The 15,238-nt window shown below is 69.3% G+C and carries 17 protein-coding genes; 12 read left to right on the top strand and 5 right to left on the bottom strand.

Annotation, left to right across the window (positions count from 1 at the left end; genetic code table 11):
- Positions 1–188: 188 nt before the first annotated feature.
- Both H9L09_RS11750 and H9L09_RS11745 read left to right on the top strand, forming a co-directional pair.
- The gene (locus tag H9L09_RS11750; protein ID WP_187577141.1) at positions 189–2,108 is read left to right on the top strand and encodes a 2-oxoacid:acceptor oxidoreductase subunit alpha; all 1,920 of its coding nucleotides are present in this window, start codon (positions 189–191) and stop codon (positions 2,106–2,108) included.
- Positions 2,105–3,187 carry a 2-oxoacid:ferredoxin oxidoreductase subunit beta gene (locus H9L09_RS11745; protein ID WP_187577140.1) on the top strand — a complete coding sequence of 361 codons (1,083 nt, stop codon included), beginning with the start codon at positions 2,105–2,107 and terminating at the stop codon, positions 3,185–3,187. Before H9L09_RS11750 ends, H9L09_RS11745 begins: the two co-directional genes overlap by 4 nt.
- Before the next feature lie 63 nt (positions 3,188–3,250).
- On the opposite strand, the gene H9L09_RS11740 is transcribed toward H9L09_RS11745, so the two are convergent.
- A complete protein-coding gene (locus tag H9L09_RS11740; protein WP_187577139.1) occupies positions 3,251–3,886 on the bottom strand; it encodes a hypothetical protein in 636 nt (211 codons plus the stop codon).
- Between the two features lie 242 nt (positions 3,887–4,128).
- On the opposite strand from H9L09_RS11740, the gene H9L09_RS11735 reads away from it, so the two are divergent.
- Together H9L09_RS11735 and H9L09_RS11730 are read left to right on the top strand one after the other, a co-directional pair.
- The gene (locus tag H9L09_RS11735; protein ID WP_187577138.1) at positions 4,129–4,905 is read left to right on the top strand and encodes a hypothetical protein; all 777 of its coding nucleotides are present in this window, start codon (positions 4,129–4,131) and stop codon (positions 4,903–4,905) included.
- Positions 4,906–5,331: 426 nt separating this feature from the next.
- Positions 5,332–5,724 carry a hypothetical protein gene (locus tag H9L09_RS11730; protein WP_187577137.1) on the top strand — a complete coding sequence of 131 codons (393 nt, stop codon included), beginning with the start codon at positions 5,332–5,334 and terminating at the stop codon, positions 5,722–5,724.
- 104 nt (positions 5,725–5,828) lie between these two features.
- Here H9L09_RS11730 and H9L09_RS11725 read toward each other — a convergent pair whose 3' ends face one another.
- Positions 5,829–6,299: a YdeI/OmpD-associated family protein gene (locus tag H9L09_RS11725; protein WP_246455977.1), complete on the bottom strand. Its 471-nt coding sequence runs from the start codon at positions 6,297–6,299 to the stop codon at positions 5,829–5,831.
- A gap of 167 nt (positions 6,300–6,466) precedes the next feature.
- Here H9L09_RS11725 and H9L09_RS11720 point away from each other — a divergent pair, with 167 nt between their 5' ends.
- The gene (locus H9L09_RS11720; RefSeq protein ID WP_187577136.1) at positions 6,467–7,021 is read left to right on the top strand and encodes a hypothetical protein; all 555 of its coding nucleotides are present in this window, start codon (positions 6,467–6,469) and stop codon (positions 7,019–7,021) included.
- 991 nt (positions 7,022–8,012) lie between these two features.
- On the opposite strand, the gene H9L09_RS11715 is transcribed toward H9L09_RS11720, so the two are convergent.
- Positions 8,013–8,363, bottom strand: coding sequence for a hypothetical protein (locus tag H9L09_RS11715; RefSeq protein ID WP_187577135.1), 351 nt, complete (start codon positions 8,361–8,363; stop codon positions 8,013–8,015).
- Between the two features lie 114 nt (positions 8,364–8,477).
- Here H9L09_RS11715 and H9L09_RS11710 point away from each other — a divergent pair, with 114 nt between their 5' ends.
- The 4 genes from H9L09_RS11710 to H9L09_RS11695 all read left to right on the top strand — a co-directional run bounded on the left by H9L09_RS11710 (position 8,478) and on the right by H9L09_RS11695 (position 10,928).
- Positions 8,478–9,041, top strand: coding sequence for a GNAT family N-acetyltransferase (locus H9L09_RS11710; RefSeq protein WP_187577134.1), 564 nt, complete (start codon positions 8,478–8,480; stop codon positions 9,039–9,041).
- 363 nt (positions 9,042–9,404) lie between these two features.
- A complete protein-coding gene (locus tag H9L09_RS11705; protein ID WP_187577133.1) occupies positions 9,405–9,911 on the top strand; it encodes a SigE family RNA polymerase sigma factor in 507 nt (168 codons plus the stop codon).
- Complete coding sequence (locus H9L09_RS11700) at positions 9,904–10,185, top strand: hypothetical protein (protein WP_187577132.1); 282 nt, start codon at positions 9,904–9,906, stop codon at positions 10,183–10,185. The genes H9L09_RS11705 and H9L09_RS11700 overlap by 8 nt, the downstream gene beginning before the upstream one ends.
- Positions 10,182–10,928 carry a hypothetical protein gene (locus H9L09_RS11695; protein WP_187577131.1) on the top strand — a complete coding sequence of 249 codons (747 nt, stop codon included), beginning with the start codon at positions 10,182–10,184 and terminating at the stop codon, positions 10,926–10,928. The genes H9L09_RS11700 and H9L09_RS11695 overlap by 4 nt, the downstream gene beginning before the upstream one ends.
- A 34-nt stretch (positions 10,929–10,962) precedes the next feature.
- Here the strand turns inward: H9L09_RS11695 and H9L09_RS11690 are convergent, their stop codons facing one another.
- The gene (locus H9L09_RS11690) at positions 10,963–11,577 is read right to left on the bottom strand and encodes a hypothetical protein (RefSeq protein WP_187577130.1); all 615 of its coding nucleotides are present in this window, start codon (positions 11,575–11,577) and stop codon (positions 10,963–10,965) included.
- Between the two features lie 179 nt (positions 11,578–11,756).
- Between H9L09_RS11690 and H9L09_RS11685 the strand changes: the two genes are divergently transcribed.
- The 3 genes from H9L09_RS11685 to H9L09_RS11675 all read left to right on the top strand — a co-directional run bounded on the left by H9L09_RS11685 (position 11,757) and on the right by H9L09_RS11675 (position 14,183).
- Positions 11,757–12,584, top strand: a complete 828-nt coding sequence (locus H9L09_RS11685; RefSeq protein WP_187577129.1) for a DUF2382 domain-containing protein — start codon at positions 11,757–11,759, stop codon at positions 12,582–12,584.
- Positions 12,585–12,728: 144 nt separating this feature from the next.
- Positions 12,729–13,643 (top strand): EamA family transporter RarD, encoded by a 915-nt coding sequence (rarD, locus tag H9L09_RS11680; protein WP_223164010.1) that lies wholly within the window; start codon positions 12,729–12,731, stop codon positions 13,641–13,643.
- Positions 13,644–13,697: 54 nt separating this feature from the next.
- Positions 13,698–14,183: an SRPBCC family protein gene (locus tag H9L09_RS11675; RefSeq protein ID WP_187577128.1), complete on the top strand. Its 486-nt coding sequence runs from the start codon at positions 13,698–13,700 to the stop codon at positions 14,181–14,183.
- 15 nt (positions 14,184–14,198) lie between these two features.
- Here H9L09_RS11675 and H9L09_RS11670 read toward each other — a convergent pair whose 3' ends face one another.
- The gene (locus H9L09_RS11670; protein WP_246455976.1) at positions 14,199–15,203 is read right to left on the bottom strand and encodes a polyprenyl synthetase family protein; all 1,005 of its coding nucleotides are present in this window, start codon (positions 15,201–15,203) and stop codon (positions 14,199–14,201) included.
- Positions 15,204–15,238: the final 35 nt, after the last annotated feature.

The raw sequence follows: 15,238 nt of genomic DNA, 5'->3' as shown, positions 1-15,238 counted from the left end.
ACTTAGTCGAGCGATCGCGCAACCGCTCCATGGATGGGCGTGGCGTGAGGCACTCCGCTGCGATTCGGACGAGGCGTGAACAGCCGTGGTCCCGGACGTAGCATTGAGGAGTTGTCGAGGCGGCCCTCGTGGGACGAGGGGCAGGGTTCCAGACGGGCCCAGCACGCCAGGGGAAAGAAGGCTTCAGCGTGACCAAGCAGGTCAAGCAGCTCGACCGCGTGATCATCCGGTTCGCCGGCGACTCCGGCGACGGCATGCAGCTGACCGGGGACCGCTTCACCCAGGAGACCGCCTCCTTCGGCAACGACCTCTCGACCCTGCCGAACTTCCCCGCCGAGATCCGGGCACCGCAAGGCACGCTGCCGGGCGTGTCGTCCTTCCAGGTGCACTTCGCCGACCACGACATCCTCACCCCCGGCGATGCTCCGGACGTCCTGGTCGCGATGAACCCGGCGGCCCTCAAGGCCAACCTGGGGGACCTGAAGAAGGGCGCCACGATCATCGTGGACAGTCACGACTTCACCAGCCGGAACCTGTCGAAGGCCGGCTACGCGGAGAACCCGCTGGAGAACGGCACCCTCGACGAGTACGACCTGCAGGCGGTCGACCTCACCGACATGACCGTCGAGGCGGTCAAGGAGTTCGGGCTCTCCCGCAAGGACGCCGGACGCGCGAAGAACATGTTCGCGCTCGGGCTGCTGTCGTGGATGTACGGCCGTCCCACCGAGCCGACCACGACCTTCCTGGAGCGGCGGTTCGCGAAGGCACCGGACATCCGCGACGCCAACGTGACCGCGTTCAAGGCCGGCTGGAACTTCGGCGAGACGACTGAGACCTTCGTGGTGCAGTACGAGATCAAGCCGGCTCCGATGATGGCGGGGACCTACCGCAACATCACCGGCAACCTGGCCCTCGCCTACGGGCTGGTGGCCGGGTCCACCCAGTCGGGGCTGCCGCTGTTCCTCGGCTCCTACCCGATCACCCCGGCCTCCGACATCCTCCACGAGCTGAGCAAGCACAAGAGGTTCGGCGTCACGACCTTCCAGGCCGAGGACGAGATCGCCGGTGTCGGCGCCGCGCTCGGCGCGGCCTTCGCCGGCTCGCTCGGGGTGACCACGACCTCCGGGCCGGGCATCGCCTTGAAGTCGGAGACGATCGGCCTCGCGGTGATGGTGGAGCTGCCGCTCGTCGTCGTCGACGTCCAGCGCGGCGGCCCCTCGACCGGGCTGCCGACCAAGACCGAGCAGGCCGACCTGCTGCAGGCGATGTTCGGGCGCAACGGCGAGGCTCCGGTCCCGATCGTGGCGCCCCGCTCGCCCGCGGACTGCTTCGACGCGGCCCTCGAGGCGACCCGGATCGCGGTGACCTACCGGACCCCGGTGATGCTGCTCTCCGACGGCTACCTGGCCAACGGCTCCGAGCCGTGGAAGATCCCCGACGTCGCCGACCTGCCGGTCATCAACCCGGGCTTCGCGACCGCCCCCAACCACATCTCCCGCAAGGCCGAGCTCGCGGCCGGGGACGAGCCAGCGGAAGCCGACGAGTTCTGGCCCTACGTCCGTGACACGGAGACCCTCGCCCGGCCCTGGGCGGTGCCCGGCACGCCCGGCCTCGAGCACCGGATCGGTGGCCTGGAGAAGGGTGACGGCCACGGCAACATCTCCTACGAGCCGGCCAACCACGACCTGATGGTCCGGACCCGCGCCGCGAAGGTGGAGCGGATCGCGGACAGCATCCCGCCGCTGGAGGTCGACGACCCGTCAGCGGCCGGCGGCAACGGCGCCCGGGTGCTGGTGCTCGGCTGGGGGTCGACGTACGGGCCGATCGGTGCCGCGGTCCGCCAGGTCCGCGACGCCGGGCTGTCGGTGGCGCAGGCCCACCTGCGGCACCTCAACCCGTTCCCCAAGGACCTCGGCGACGTGCTGAAGCGCTATGACGCCGTCATGGTCCCCGAGATGAACCTCGGTCAGCTGTCGCTGCTGCTGCGGGCGAAGTACCTCGTGGACGTGGTGGGCTACAACCACGTGCGCGGGTTGCCGCTGCGCGCTGCCGAGCTCGCCGAGGCGATCACCCAGCTCGTCGAGACCACCCAGGAGAACGCACGATGAGCACCGCCGAGCTTCCCTTCCCCGGTCTGGCCGGAGTCCCCACCGCCGACTCCCCGCAGAACCGCAAGGAGTACACCTCCGACCAGGAGGTCCGCTGGTGCCCCGGCTGCGGGGACTACGCGGTGCTCGCCGCCGTCCAGGGGTTCCTGCCCGAGCTGGGCCTGCGGCGGGAGAACATCGTCTTCGTCAGCGGGATCGGTTGCTCGAGCCGGTTCCCCTACTACCTCGACACCTACGGCATGCACTCGATCCACGGGCGCGCCCCGGCGATCGCCACCGGCCTGGCCACCGCCCGCGAGGACCTGTCGGTGTGGGTGGTGACCGGTGACGGCGACGCGCTGTCGATCGGCGGCAACCACCTCATCCACGCGCTGCGCCGCAACGTGAACATGACGATCCTGCTGTTCAACAACCGGATCTACGGCCTCACCAAGGGGCAGTACTCCCCCACCTCGGAGCCCGGGAAGGTCACCAAGTCCACCCCCATGGGTTCGGTCGACAACCCGTTCAACCCGGTCTCGCTCGCGCTCGGCGCCGAGGGGACGTTCGTGGCCCGCACGGTCGACTCCGACCGCAAGCACCTCACCCACGTGCTCTCGGCCGCGGCCGCGCACCGGGGCACCGCGCTGGTGGAGATCTACCAGAACTGCCCGATCTTCAACGACGGAGCCTTCGACGCGATCAAGGGCAACGACACCAAGGCCGAGGCGATCATCCCGCTGGAGCACGGCCGACCGGTCACCTTCGGTGCGGTCGACGCTGCCACCGGGCTCGGCTCGCAGGCCGTGGTCCGCAGCAGCGGCGGCCTCCGGGTGTCACCGACCGCGGAGGTCGACCCCGCCGACATCCTCGTGCACGACGCCCACGACCCCGACCCGACGACGGCCTTCGCGCTGTCGCGCCTCACCGATGCCGGGACGCTGCACCGCGCACCGATCGGCATCTTCCGGCAGGTCGAGCACCCGACGTACGACGACCAGGCCCGGGAGCAGATCGTGACCGCACGCCAGGGCACGCCGGCGCCGCGAGAGGCACTCGCCGGGCTGCTCCACAGCGGCGACACCTGGACCGTGGTCTGACGGGTCCCCAAGACGGGACAGCGTGACGACGTCATTCGGAGGCTCGCCCAGTCGAGCACCTGGTCAGTCGTCACGCACCTGAAGGCCGACCAGCCGTCCGTCGACCAGTCCCACCACTGGTCCCCACGCGCCGGCGGCCTCGAAGAGCTCGTCGACCGCCCACAGAGGGAGCCCATCGACCAGCGGGGTGGCGACCGGCACGATGTCGGAGTCGGCGGCGGCCTCAGTCACTTCCGGTTCGGTGAGGTAGCCGGCCCATGCGGCCGGGTCGATCCGGTAGACGGTCTGCTCGGTTCCCCTGACCACACGGATCTCGCCGTCGCCGACGTGGACTTCGGCGCCGTATCTGCCGAGATGGGTCAGCAGCGCTTGCCAGGCTTCCTCGATGGTCCAGATCCGGCGGACGTACGGCTCGCCGGGGCTCCAGTCGGCGTCGATCTGCTGCCGGTAGCGACGCGCCGCCGCGAGCTGGGCCTCCGCCCACCAGCCCCGCGCGACGTCGTCCTGGACGTCCTGGCTCAGCCGAACCTCGAGCACGCCGTGGATCCGGCGACCGTGCGGCTCACGATCGCCTGGGAGCACCTCGGGGTCGGCGAACGACCAGCGCAACCGGACGCCCCCGGCTGCAGCCTCCGCGTTGTCGAGGCGCAGGCTTCGTGGGGTGCCCGGGACGTCGATCACTTCGGACGCGCGTCGCACGCCAGCAAGTTGCCGCTGCATGAGGACCCGCTCGCCTTGATCGCGTCGTTCTGGCTGGCGCCGCCCGTCACCACCCCGCCTGCTTGCTCTGGTCACGTGAACGAGCCTCGCACCTTGAACTCCCGGATGCGCGGCAATACCCGCTGCACGGCGCTGGACGAGCGCGGAGCGCGGCCGGAACCGGTTTGCCGCAGCGCCCGCCACCCGCGGCATGCCAGTGCGGTTTGTGGCATCGTGCGGTCATGTGGACGCGTGACCAGGTGCTCGAGGCGTCACACGCCTGGCAGTGGGTGCCGCCAGGTGCTGAGAAGTTGCGCATAGAAGGCGTCCTCGTCATCGACTACCCGGACTGGGCGCGAATGGGCTTCTACGCGATGCCCGGCCAGGTCCAGGACGCGGAGCGGGCGGTGAGCGCCGTTTGCGACGCAGCCCGGAAGCGCGGTCGGGTCAGCACCGAGTGGTGGGTGACACCGTGCACCTCACCGGCTGCTCTCGAAGGCGCGCTCATCGAGCGTGGCGCGGTGGCTTCTGACGAGGCGGAGATTCTGGCCTACGACATGACCGGTGGTCGTCCGACCATTCCGGTGCCGGAAGACGTCCACGCGGTGCTCGTGAACGACGCCCGAAGCCTCGACGATGCGGAGTCCGTGACGGCAGCAGTCTGGGGAGGTGAGCCCTCCTCCGGTGATCGCCGTGAGGACCAGCTGCGATCCCTGGGCGATTCTCTTGACGTCGGGGGTGGCTTCCGGGTGGTTGCCTATGCAGACGGCACGGCGTTCGCAACTGCAGGGTGCCAAGTCGTGGACGGCGTCGCCCGGCTGTACGGCGGCTGCGCCCTGCCGCAGATGCGCGGTCGCGGCGGCTACCGACAGACTCTGAACAAGCGGCTCGAGGTCGCTCACGACCACGGCGCACGTCTGGCGCTGGTCCATGCGCGCGTGAACACCTCGAAGCCGATCCTCGCGCGACTGGGATTCCAGTCCTTCGGCGAAGGCCGGCTCTACACCCTGATCGTCTGAGCCGTTGCCCGAGGGGCGACCGTTCATCGGCAGCTGCGCACCGACAGCGGCCAGTCAGGACGTCGCGGAGCATCGCGGGGCGCTGCTGAGGCATGCGGCGTTTCTGCTCGGATTCGAAGGACGCTGCGGCAGGATGTGCTGCGTGACGCGTCGGGGGAAAGCCGTTCTGGCTGGCCTGGTCGGCGCCCTGCTGGTCGGTGGCGTCTCCCAGACGTTGCTGTGGCGCTGGGGACCGGTCCTCGACAGGCTGGCGGACGTGACCGGATCCCAGTTCATGTGGGTGCTGCTGACCTTCGGTGTCGCCTGGGGATGGACGGGAGGCCGACTCGTCCCAGGGGCCGTTGCGGGCGGGCTCACCGGCCTGGGGCTGATCGTCAGGTCAGCTACTAGGCCATGCAATGGGCGGTTGATGGCCAGCACTCCACGGTGGCCCAGTTCACCAAGACCGGCGGGGTGCCGTGGACGGTGGCAGCGGTCGGGGGCGGGGCCGTCATGGGGCTCTTCGGTGCGCTGGCGGGCCTGGATGGCCACGACCGGCCGAGATCGAAGGCCCTCGGGTTTGCGACGCCAGCGCTCATCATCGCCGGTGGGCCACCGCTGTGGATCTGGGTCAACGGCCAGCACCTGAACGCGCCCGGCTTGCTGCCGGCGGTCGCGGCGTTCACAATCATCGGCGCCGCCTTGCTCGTGGTCAACGCTCGTACATGCGGGCGGGTCCCCTGTCTCCAGGCACTGGCGATCTCGTCCGGGTGCGGAACCATCGCGCTGGGTGGTCTGTTGATGCTGCAGACGCATGGCTGGCTCTACCTGACCTTCTGACCGCCAGCCCGGAACAGACCCGGGAGGTACGGCGCGTACAAACCCTCCGACTCGCTCATCGTCAGGACTCCGGACACCTGTCCGCGGTACAGAAAGCTGGTCGCCTACCGGCGTTTGCCGTCTTGGAAGAGGCCGATGGACTTCTCGATGCGGCGCCGTCGGGTGTCGGGGGACTTCGCCGCGTTGATGTTGTCCACGTGATAGCGCTGGAGGCTGTTGGGCAACGCGTCGAAGAACTGACGGGCCCCGTCTGCCGCATCAAGGGCGGCGGCGAAGTCGGGAGGCATCTCGACGGCGCGCGGAGAAGTCGCGACCGTCAGCGTCACTCGGATCGGGTCACCTCCAGCCAGCCCCGTGGCCGCGCGCACGGCGGCACTGAGACCGATGAGGTACTGGCCGCCCATCACCGCCACGGTGCTTCGGTACTCATAGCCGTTCACTTCAACAGCAACCGGGGGACGTTTGCCAGCGCCTAGCTGCGCGATGACGCCGTCGGGAACGACGATGCCCGTGTTGTTTCCGCTCGCGGTCAACGTGGTCTCGAAGGTGGCGGTCTTGGGTTCGGTAGAGGTCAACACGTCTCCTCGACGAGGGTAGACCGGACGCGCGCCAGCATACGGTCAGCAATGACTGGCCACCTGGTTCATCGAGCGACGGACACGCCCTGTCATCGGCGTGGTGACGCGCACCCAGTGCTGCAAGAGATGCGTTCATCGATGGAGATCTGGGCGAGACTGAACACGTGACGGAGTTACGACCCGCGGCGAACGCAGATCCAGCGCAATGGTTGCTCCGCCCTGATGCGGACTGGTGGGACCTTGTCCGCTACGGCCCACCGGGCTTTGACGTGTACGTGCGCATAGCGCTCGTCGGCGGCGGCGACCGGGGAGGAGATGAGCCTGCTCTCCGCATCGCACTCGCGACGCTGGTCAGCCACACGACCACGCCCGCGATCGGATACGCGGCGATCTGGGAGGGCTGGACGAGTCGGGAGCCGACCCCCAGAGCCCCGCGCGTGGCGATCCCGAATCGAGCGATGCTGCTGTTCAGCGGCCGCGTTGACGAACTCAGAGACGCGCCGGCGCTGGCTTGGTTCGGCTCGGCGGACGGCGTCTATGAAGAGCCGCACCTCGCATGGCCGGAGGATCAGGCATGGTGCCTGGCCTGCGAGGTTGACGAGGAGATCGAGTTCACCGTGGGGTGCTCCGAGGACGCGGCCCAAGGTCTGTGTATTGCCCTGCCCGGCACAGTTCGACGGGTGCGGTACGGAGCGCCTGCGCCGACGTACCGCGACTAACGCGGACCCGCTCCTCGGCCGTGATCGCGCTTCACTGTCCGCGGCGGATCAATGCGTTCCGTGATCTGGGATGGCTGGGTGGCAAGGTCCTGGCACCCTGACCTGCATGAGTTCGTTGATGCCGCACCTGGACCGAGTCACCCGTTCGTTCTGGCGTCTCAAGGGCCGGCCTGTCGACCTGTCCGGGGCGGACCAGTGGTTGTCGGCGCCGATGCACAACGGCCAAACGATCGGCGACGGCTGGCTCGAGGCTGCGGCCGCCACCCACGGCGGTGCGGTGCGGGAGGACGTGCCCGGCGCTGGTCTGCTGGCCGACATGGCGCAGCTCGACGGTCCTGGATTCAAGGCCGCCGATCTGCATCCGGAGATCCGCGACTTCTACGAGCACACATCCGACTGGCGGATGGAGGTGTGGACCCAGTGGAATCCGGTCTTCCAGCCTGGCGGAGAGATCATCTCGAGGTGGTTCGGGCGCCGAGTGCAGCAGCTCGCGCTACCGACCCGCCCCCTCGACGTCGCCCACGGCATGGACAGCAGAGTCGCGATCATCGCCGATGCCCAGCGTGAGCAGCGAGCAGCGGCATGGATCCGGACGCTGCGTGCGACGGGTGAGTACGTCTACAGCGGCTGCTACTCATCAAGGTTGCCCCGGTCACTCACAGCCCAGCGTGCACGTGGCCTTCCCCCTCGAGGCTGGGAATGTCCAGGTCTTCCTCCGACCCCGGGTGCTACCCGGTGGAGCGCTCGAGCTGAGCTCTCCGTCCCGCTCCTTCGGTGGCAACGGGGCCTACGTCGTGGTGGAGGATCGCGGCCGGACCCACGCGGCACGTGCTCCTATCCACGAATCCTTCCGCGTCTACCTCGATCGGGAAGGAGTGCTCCGGACCGACCACCACCTCTGCCTGTGGTCGGCTTCCGTCGTCCGGCTCCACTACAAGCTCTTCCGAGACAGCGCGTGAGTGGCTCACCCACGCCAGATCCGACGGCGGTCCTACTCTCCTTGCGACCATGCGGCGACCGGTAGTGAAAGGTAGACCCCCACGCTCCGCGTTCCAGCCGCTGCCACCACCGCCTCGCAGAGTTGCTCGCACCGCTCTTGGCGTGTCTCTGCCCGACCGGGGAACCACTTCGAGCGGATCTCGACAACGACGTCAAGGCCGCTGACGTCGTAGGGGCCACGCGGACGGAAACGGATCTCGACATCGCCCGGTTGAAGCGCCCCGTCGTAAGGCTCTTCCGGGCACTCGACCGCGAGCGAGACGGCGTGCGGCAGTGTCCGCGCCAATCGGAGAAGAGGTTCCTCAGCTACCGCAGGACCGTAGGTCACGTCGATGATCGGCATGCCGGACAACGTAGCGGCGGAAGCACCAGCTCTCGCGCCAGCAGAGCCGGCGTCACTCGCCGCGGCTAGGAGGTGCGGACGTTTCGCCGAGGTACCTGGCCTCATGATGGAGCCATGATCGTCCCCAAGCGGACCCCCGTCGTGCGCTCCGCGCGCACGGTACTGCGCCCTTTCCGGTCTGAGGACATCGACGGTCGGGTGCGATGCGGCAAGGACCCCGAGATCATCCGGATGTTCGGCGGATCTCCGGCCTTCAGCGAACCTGTCTCCATGCCGCTGGATGACGCGACTGCTTGGTACGACGAGGTCAGCACCGACTCCAACCCGCTGCACTGGGCAGTCGAGACAGAGGGGGAGTTCATCGGGACCGCCAGACTGCACGGACTAGATGAGACAGACCGGCGAGCGAGGTATGCGATAGGGCTCCTCGACCGTGGTCGGCTGGGCATCGGCCTCGGCACAGAAGTCACCCAAGCGGTCCTCCAGTACGGCTTCGGCACCCTGGGACTGCATCGGATCGATCTCCGCGTCCTCGCGTACAACACCCGCGCGATCCGCTGCTACCTCCGATGCGGATTCGTCGAGGAGGGACGCGAGCGCGATGCCGCCTACGTCCAGAACAAGTGGCATGACGACGTCATCATGGGGATCCTGGAGCACGAAGTCAGGACACCCTGATCTCGGCAGCAAGACCGCGGAGCTGGCGGCGCGCTCGACGATGGGCCGGCGGGCTTCGGCGAAGTCCGCGTCTTCGGAGCGTTGCAGCCGCGCCCGGAGGCCGGCGGCAGCAGCAAGGCCGGCGTAGCGACGCCACGCATCAGTAGCGGCACTCGACCCCCGGGGGTTGCGCCCGCCCTGATCCAAGCGGTCGGTCAACCGGCGGCGGCCAGGGCTGCGAACAGCCAGCCCTGGGATGCGGTGGCCGCGGCCCGGGGCGGCGGTTCGACGTCTCGGTGTAATCAACTCGGTCGAAAGCGCAACCAACTACGTTGCCGGCGCGTATAGACATCCAGAGATCACCACCTGCTCGGGAAGGGCCCCATGGACGAGGCTGAGTTCGACGACTTCTACACCTCCTCCTTTGTTCGCATCACCGGGCAGCTGTACGCGATGATCGGTGACCGCGACGAAGCACAGGACTGCGTTCAGGAGGCGTTCGTCAGGGCCTGGGCACACCGTGGAACGTTGACCCGGGTGGAGCACCCCGAGGCCTGGGTGCGGACCACGGCGTACCGCCTGGCCGTCAGCCGCTGGCGACGCCGAGGACTGGCGCGTCGACCGGCGGACAGGGCGGTTTCCCCCGTCACCCAGACCGAGGCTGCGGATGAGTCCCGGGTCGCGCTGATCGCGGCACTGCGGCGTCTGCCGGAGCCCCAGCGCCAGGCGCTCGTCCTGCACCACCTCTGCGACCTGCCCGTCCATGCGGTCGCCCGAGAGGTCGGCGTACCCGAGGGAACCATCAAGGCACGCCTCTCTCGTGGCCGCACCGCCCTCGCCGCCCTCCTCGACCCCACCGACGTGATTGATCAGGGAGCCCACCATGCCTGAGCACTCCCCCGACCCCCTCCGGGACCTCAAGGACTTCGGCCTCGGAGGCACGGTCCTGACACCGCTCGAGCCCGCCCAGGTGCGCCGCCTGGGAGACCGCCGCCGCGCACGCCGCCGCGGTGCCACCGCCGCGATCGCCGCTGTGGCCGTGGTGGCGGCCCTCAGCCCCGTCCTGCTGCTGAACAACGGCGCCAGCGACACAGGGTCGCCCGCCGACGGGGTCTCGACCCCCGCCTCCTCCCCTTCCTCTACCCCGCCGACCCTCCGAAGGTGATCACCTACTCCGGGATCGGCGTGGAGGTGGTCACCGACGCCGACGCCCAGAAGCTCGTGGGAACCACCCCCGCCTTCCAGGCCTACGTCACCGACGTCGCCCGCAAGATGAACGCCAACGGAACCGACTGCCCCGACGCCTTCCACGGGGTCACGGTGCAGAAGTACAGCACCGCGGGCTACGCCGTCGGCGGCGTGAACGACTGCGGCGGGTACGCCGCCCTCTGGGTGACCCGCGACGGCCAGTGGCAGGAAGCGTCCGGCACTCAGGACGTGTGGGACTGCGACGTCCTGCACTACTTCGACATCCCTCGCTCGTTCGCCGGCGACTGCGCCAACACCGGTGGCGGCTTCGGCCCGGCCGCGGTCAGCGGTCTGCGGATCCACATGGACAAGGCTGCGGTCATGGCGGCAGGCGGCACGGTCGAAGCGGGCACGGCCGACCAGTGCCGGGGTCTGCTGCTGCCCGACATGCCTCGCGTCGCCAATCAGACCGACGGCTGGATGTCCCCGACCAAGGGGCTGGTCGGGATCAGTGCGCGGCCGGGCATGCTGACCCCCGAGGGGATCGGACTCGGTTCGACCCGCGCCGCGGTGGAGCACGAGTACCCCCAGGGCCATCTCGAGAACGGCTACTGGGTGGTTCCGCTCACGGCGACCAGCGAATACGAGTTCGGCATCGAGGCCGACGGCACCGTAGGCGAAGCGCTGCTCGCCGCCACCGACCAGGACTGCGCCCGCTGATCACGGTTTCCCAAGGTCAGCAGGAGTTGCGCGGTCAGCGGTACGCCGCGCGGTCTACCCGGTCGTGGTAGCGGTGGCCGACCTTGCCGCCGAGCATCGCGAGCAGCAGGGTGCCCAGCACGATGACCACGGCGGTGATGATGCCGCCAGTCGTGAGCTGGTCGGTGGGGATCGGGATCCGCGGCAGGCTCACCCGGTCCAGAATGTTGTACTGCGAGCCGAACGCAGCCCCGGCCACGACCGCGACAATGGTCACGACGAGACCGATCAGCCAGACGCCGAGGCCCTGCTTGGCACCGTCGAAGCGCGACATCCGCCCGGCGACGTAGCCGCCGGTGTAGTAGGCGAGCAGCAGCACGACGACCAGCACGATGCCGGCCGTCAGTCCCACCGTCCCGGCCGAGCGCTGGGCCTCGGTCTGGGAGATGTCGGCGTTCGAGCCGATGGCTGCGACGAGGGCGCCGAGGATGCTGGTGAGCAGGATCGCGACCGCCATCGCGACGAGCCAGCCGAAGAAGCAGGCGCCGGTGTTGATGCCACCGAACTTGTCGCGGGCCTCGTCGCGCCGTTCGGACGGGTAGTCGGCGCGGGTCCTCTCGACGCGGCTCTCCTCGCGGGTCTCCTCGCGGATGGGTTCGGTGTGCGACATGAATTCCTCCGGTTGTGGTGCTCCGAGACAGCGCCGGCAGGGACGCAGGCCTGTGTGCAGTACCCGGAATTCCGGAACCGATGCACGCCACGCCGAAGCGGAAATTAGCCGGAATGTCGCCGACTGGTCCTGGGTAACGACGGCTGGTCAGCACGACATCGACCATCCGAGGGAGCACCATGCTGAACACCGAAGAAGCACGCAACGTCATCGGCCGCGACGCCTACGCGCAGGACGGCGACAAGCTGGGCAAGATCGGCCAGCTGTTCCTGGACGACGAGACCGGACGCCCCGAGTTCATCACGGTGAACACCGGTCTCTTCGGGATGAACGAAAGCTTCATTCCCGTCGCCGACGCAACGATCGACGGCGACCGCATCACGGTGCCGTTCGACAAGAGCACCGTCAAGGACGCCCCGAACGTCGACGCCTCCGACGGCCACATCAGCCAGGACGACGAGCGTCGCGTCTACGACCACTACAACCTGGGCTACTCCGAGACCCGCAGCGACACCGGCCTTGCCACGGGCGAGACGACCGGCTACGCCGGCACCAGTGACCTGGGCACCACCGACACCACCGGCACCGCCGACTTTGAAAGCGCCGGTCACGACACCTCCGGCCCGAACACCGACGAGGCGATGACGCGCTCGGAGGAGCGGGTCGACGTCGGCACCCGCGACGAGGAGTCCGGCCGTGTCCGGCTCCGCAAGTACGTCGAGACCGAGCACGTCACGCAGACCGTCCCGGTCCGCAAGGAGCGTGCCGTGCTCGAGCGTGAGCCGATCACCGACTCGAACGTCGGGGCGGCCACCTCCGGCCCGGCAATCTCCGACGAGGAGCACGAGGTGATCCTGCACGAGGAGCGTCCGGTCGTGGAGAAGACCACCGAGGCGGTCGAGCGCGTCCGCCTCGGCAAGGAGACCGACGTGCAGGAGCACGAGGTCTCCGAGGACGTCCGCAAGGAGCAGATCGAGGTCGACGGCGACGTCGACGACCGCCGCTGAACCATTGGCTAGCCGACCACCAGGTCGGCTCCAACGCGGTCACCGTGCCCCCGCCCGCCCGGACCTCCGGGCAGTCGGGGGCACGGCCGCGTCCGAGGCATGGGCGAGGGGCCGGCCCGTCCCGACCCTCTGTAATCTGCAACGGTGTCGGAGAACTCTCGCGGGCTGCTGCTCGGCATCGCCGCGTGGGCGATGTGGGGGTTCTTCCCGCTCTACTGGCCGCTGCTCGAGCCGACCGGCGCGGTGGAGATCCTGGCGCACCGGATCGTCTGGTCGATGATCGTGATGGTCCTCGCCGTCCTGGTCCTCCGCCGCGGGCGCCGGCTCCGCGAGACGGTCGCCGAGCGTCGTACGCTCCTGCTCCTGGCAGTGGCCGCCGTGCTGATCACCACGAACTGGGGCGTCTACATCTGGGGCGTCAACAGCCACCACGTGGTGGAGACCTCGCTCGGCTACTTCATCAACCCCTTGGTGAGCGTGCTGCTGGGGGTGCTGGTCCTCGGTGAGCGGCTGCGTCCGCTGCAATGGGTGGCGATGGGGATCGCCGGCGCGGCGGTCCTCGCGCTGACCGTGGAGTACGGCCGTCCCCCGTGGATCGCGCTGGCGCTGGCGCTCTCCTTCGGCTCCTACGGCCTGGTCAAGAAGGCGGCCGATGCCGGAGCCGTCGAGAGCCTGGTCGTGGAGACCCTGTTCGTGGCGCCGTTCGCCCTCGGCTACCTGGCCTACCTCGCCGCACAAGGCGTCTCCACGTTCGGCACGAACGGCGCGGGTCACGTCCTGCTGCTGGTAGGCACCGGGGTGGTGACGGTGATCCCGCTGCTGTGCTTCGGCGCCGCGGCCACCCGGATCCCGTTGAGCACGCTGGGGCTGCTGCAGTACCTCACCCCCACCGTGCAGTTCATCCTCGGCATCGTGGTCTTCGACGAGCCGATGCCCACCATGCGGTGGTTCGGCTTCGCGCTGATCTGGCTCGCCCTGGTGCTGTTCACCTTCGAGTCGCTGCGTCACCGCACCCAGGCCCGCAGCCTGCGGGTCGCTGCCGAGACGCCGACACCCTGAGGCTCCAGCCGCCCCGCGCGGTTGACCGCACCCCTCGGGGGGCACCATGGACCCATGCACCGCTTCTCGACCTCCGTCGCTTCCGACGGCGTGGTCAGTGCCTCACCGGACACCGTCTGGAAGGTCCTGACCGACCCGGAGCGGATCACCCGCATGACCCCGCTCCTCCACCGCATCGACCTCGTCGACGGCCGTGAGGACCTGTGGCGCTGGCAGCTCGCCACCGTGCCGGTCACCGGGATGACGGTGGTCCCCTGCTTCACCGAGCGGATGCGGTTCGCCGAGCCGACCCGGATCGACTACACGCACGAGCCCCAGGGCGGCACGCAGGAGCGCACCGGCGTCGAGGGATGGTACGAGCTCACCGAGGTGACCGACGGCACCCACCTGGCCCTCGGACTGACCGTGCACGCGGAGCTGCCGCTCCCCAGACTGGCGACGCCGGCGGTCCGCGGCGCGATGCACGCGGTGATGGGCACCATCGGAGCCGGCTTCTCCCGCAACCTGGTCCGCGAGCTCGAGCGCGAGCGCACCGGCTGACCTGCGGGATCCGGCTCAGGCGGTGCGGACCGCGATCAGCTCGGCGAACGCGTCGAGCGCCTCCCGGACCGGGCTGCCGTCCGGGAGCACCGTGAGCAGCTCGCGGGCCTCGGCCGCGCGCTCCTGGACGTAGCTGCGGGCCTCGGCCATCGCCGGGTGCGCGCGCAGCAGCCGCAGCGCCTCGGCGTGCAGGGAGTCGTCGGTGAGGTCTTCCTCGAGCAGCTCCAGGAGCCGGGCGTCGGCCGGGTCCGTGGAACGCTTCGCCAGCAGCACTGGCAAGGTGAGCACCCCTTCCCGAAGATCGGTGCCGGGAGTCTTGCCGGACTCCTCGGCGTCGCTGGCCACGTCGAGGATGTCGTCGGAGAGTTGGAACGCCTCACCGATCTTCTCGCCGTACGCCGTCAGCGCGTCCTCGACCTCCAGCGACGCACCCGCGAACCGGGCGCCGTACCTCGCGGACGTCGCGATCAACGAGCCGGTCTTGCCCGCGACGACGCGCAGGTAGTGCTCCAGCGGGTCGCCCTCGCCCGGACCCAGCGTCTCCAGGATCTGGCCCTCGACCAGCCGGGTGAAGGTCTCGGCCTGGATCCGCACTGCGTCCGCGCCGAGCCGGGCCGTGAGCTCCGAGGACTTGGAGAACAGGAAGTCGCCGGTGAGGATCGCCACCAGGTTGTCCCAGCGGTGGTTCGCCGACTCGGCTCCGCGGCGCAGCTCGGCCTCGTCCATCACGTCGTCGTGGTACAGCGAGGCCAGGTGGGTCAGCTCCACGACGCAGGCCGCCGTCACCACCCCGTCGGCGGCCGGGTCCCCGGTCTCGGCGGCAAGCAGCACCAGCAGCGGGCGGAACCGCTTGCCGCCGGCGTGCATCAGGTGCCGGGCCGCGTCGGTGACGAAGCGCGCCTCGCTCTGGATGACGCGCTCGAGCTCGTCCTCGACCTCCGCCATCCGGGCACGCAGCCGCTCGGCGAGGTCCTCGTCGAGGATCGGCAGCGCCAGCGAGGCGGCTGCTGAGGTGCTCACGCGGTCTGCTCCTTGGACTGGCTGCTCGGGGACTC

The organism is Nocardioides mesophilus, from assembly GCF_014395785.1.
Lineage (GTDB): Bacteria > Actinomycetota > Actinomycetes > Propionibacteriales > Nocardioidaceae > Nocardioides_B > Nocardioides_B mesophilus.
The sequence above is the reverse complement of the archived record's forward strand: the minus strand, read 5'-3'. Positions and strand labels throughout refer to the sequence as shown.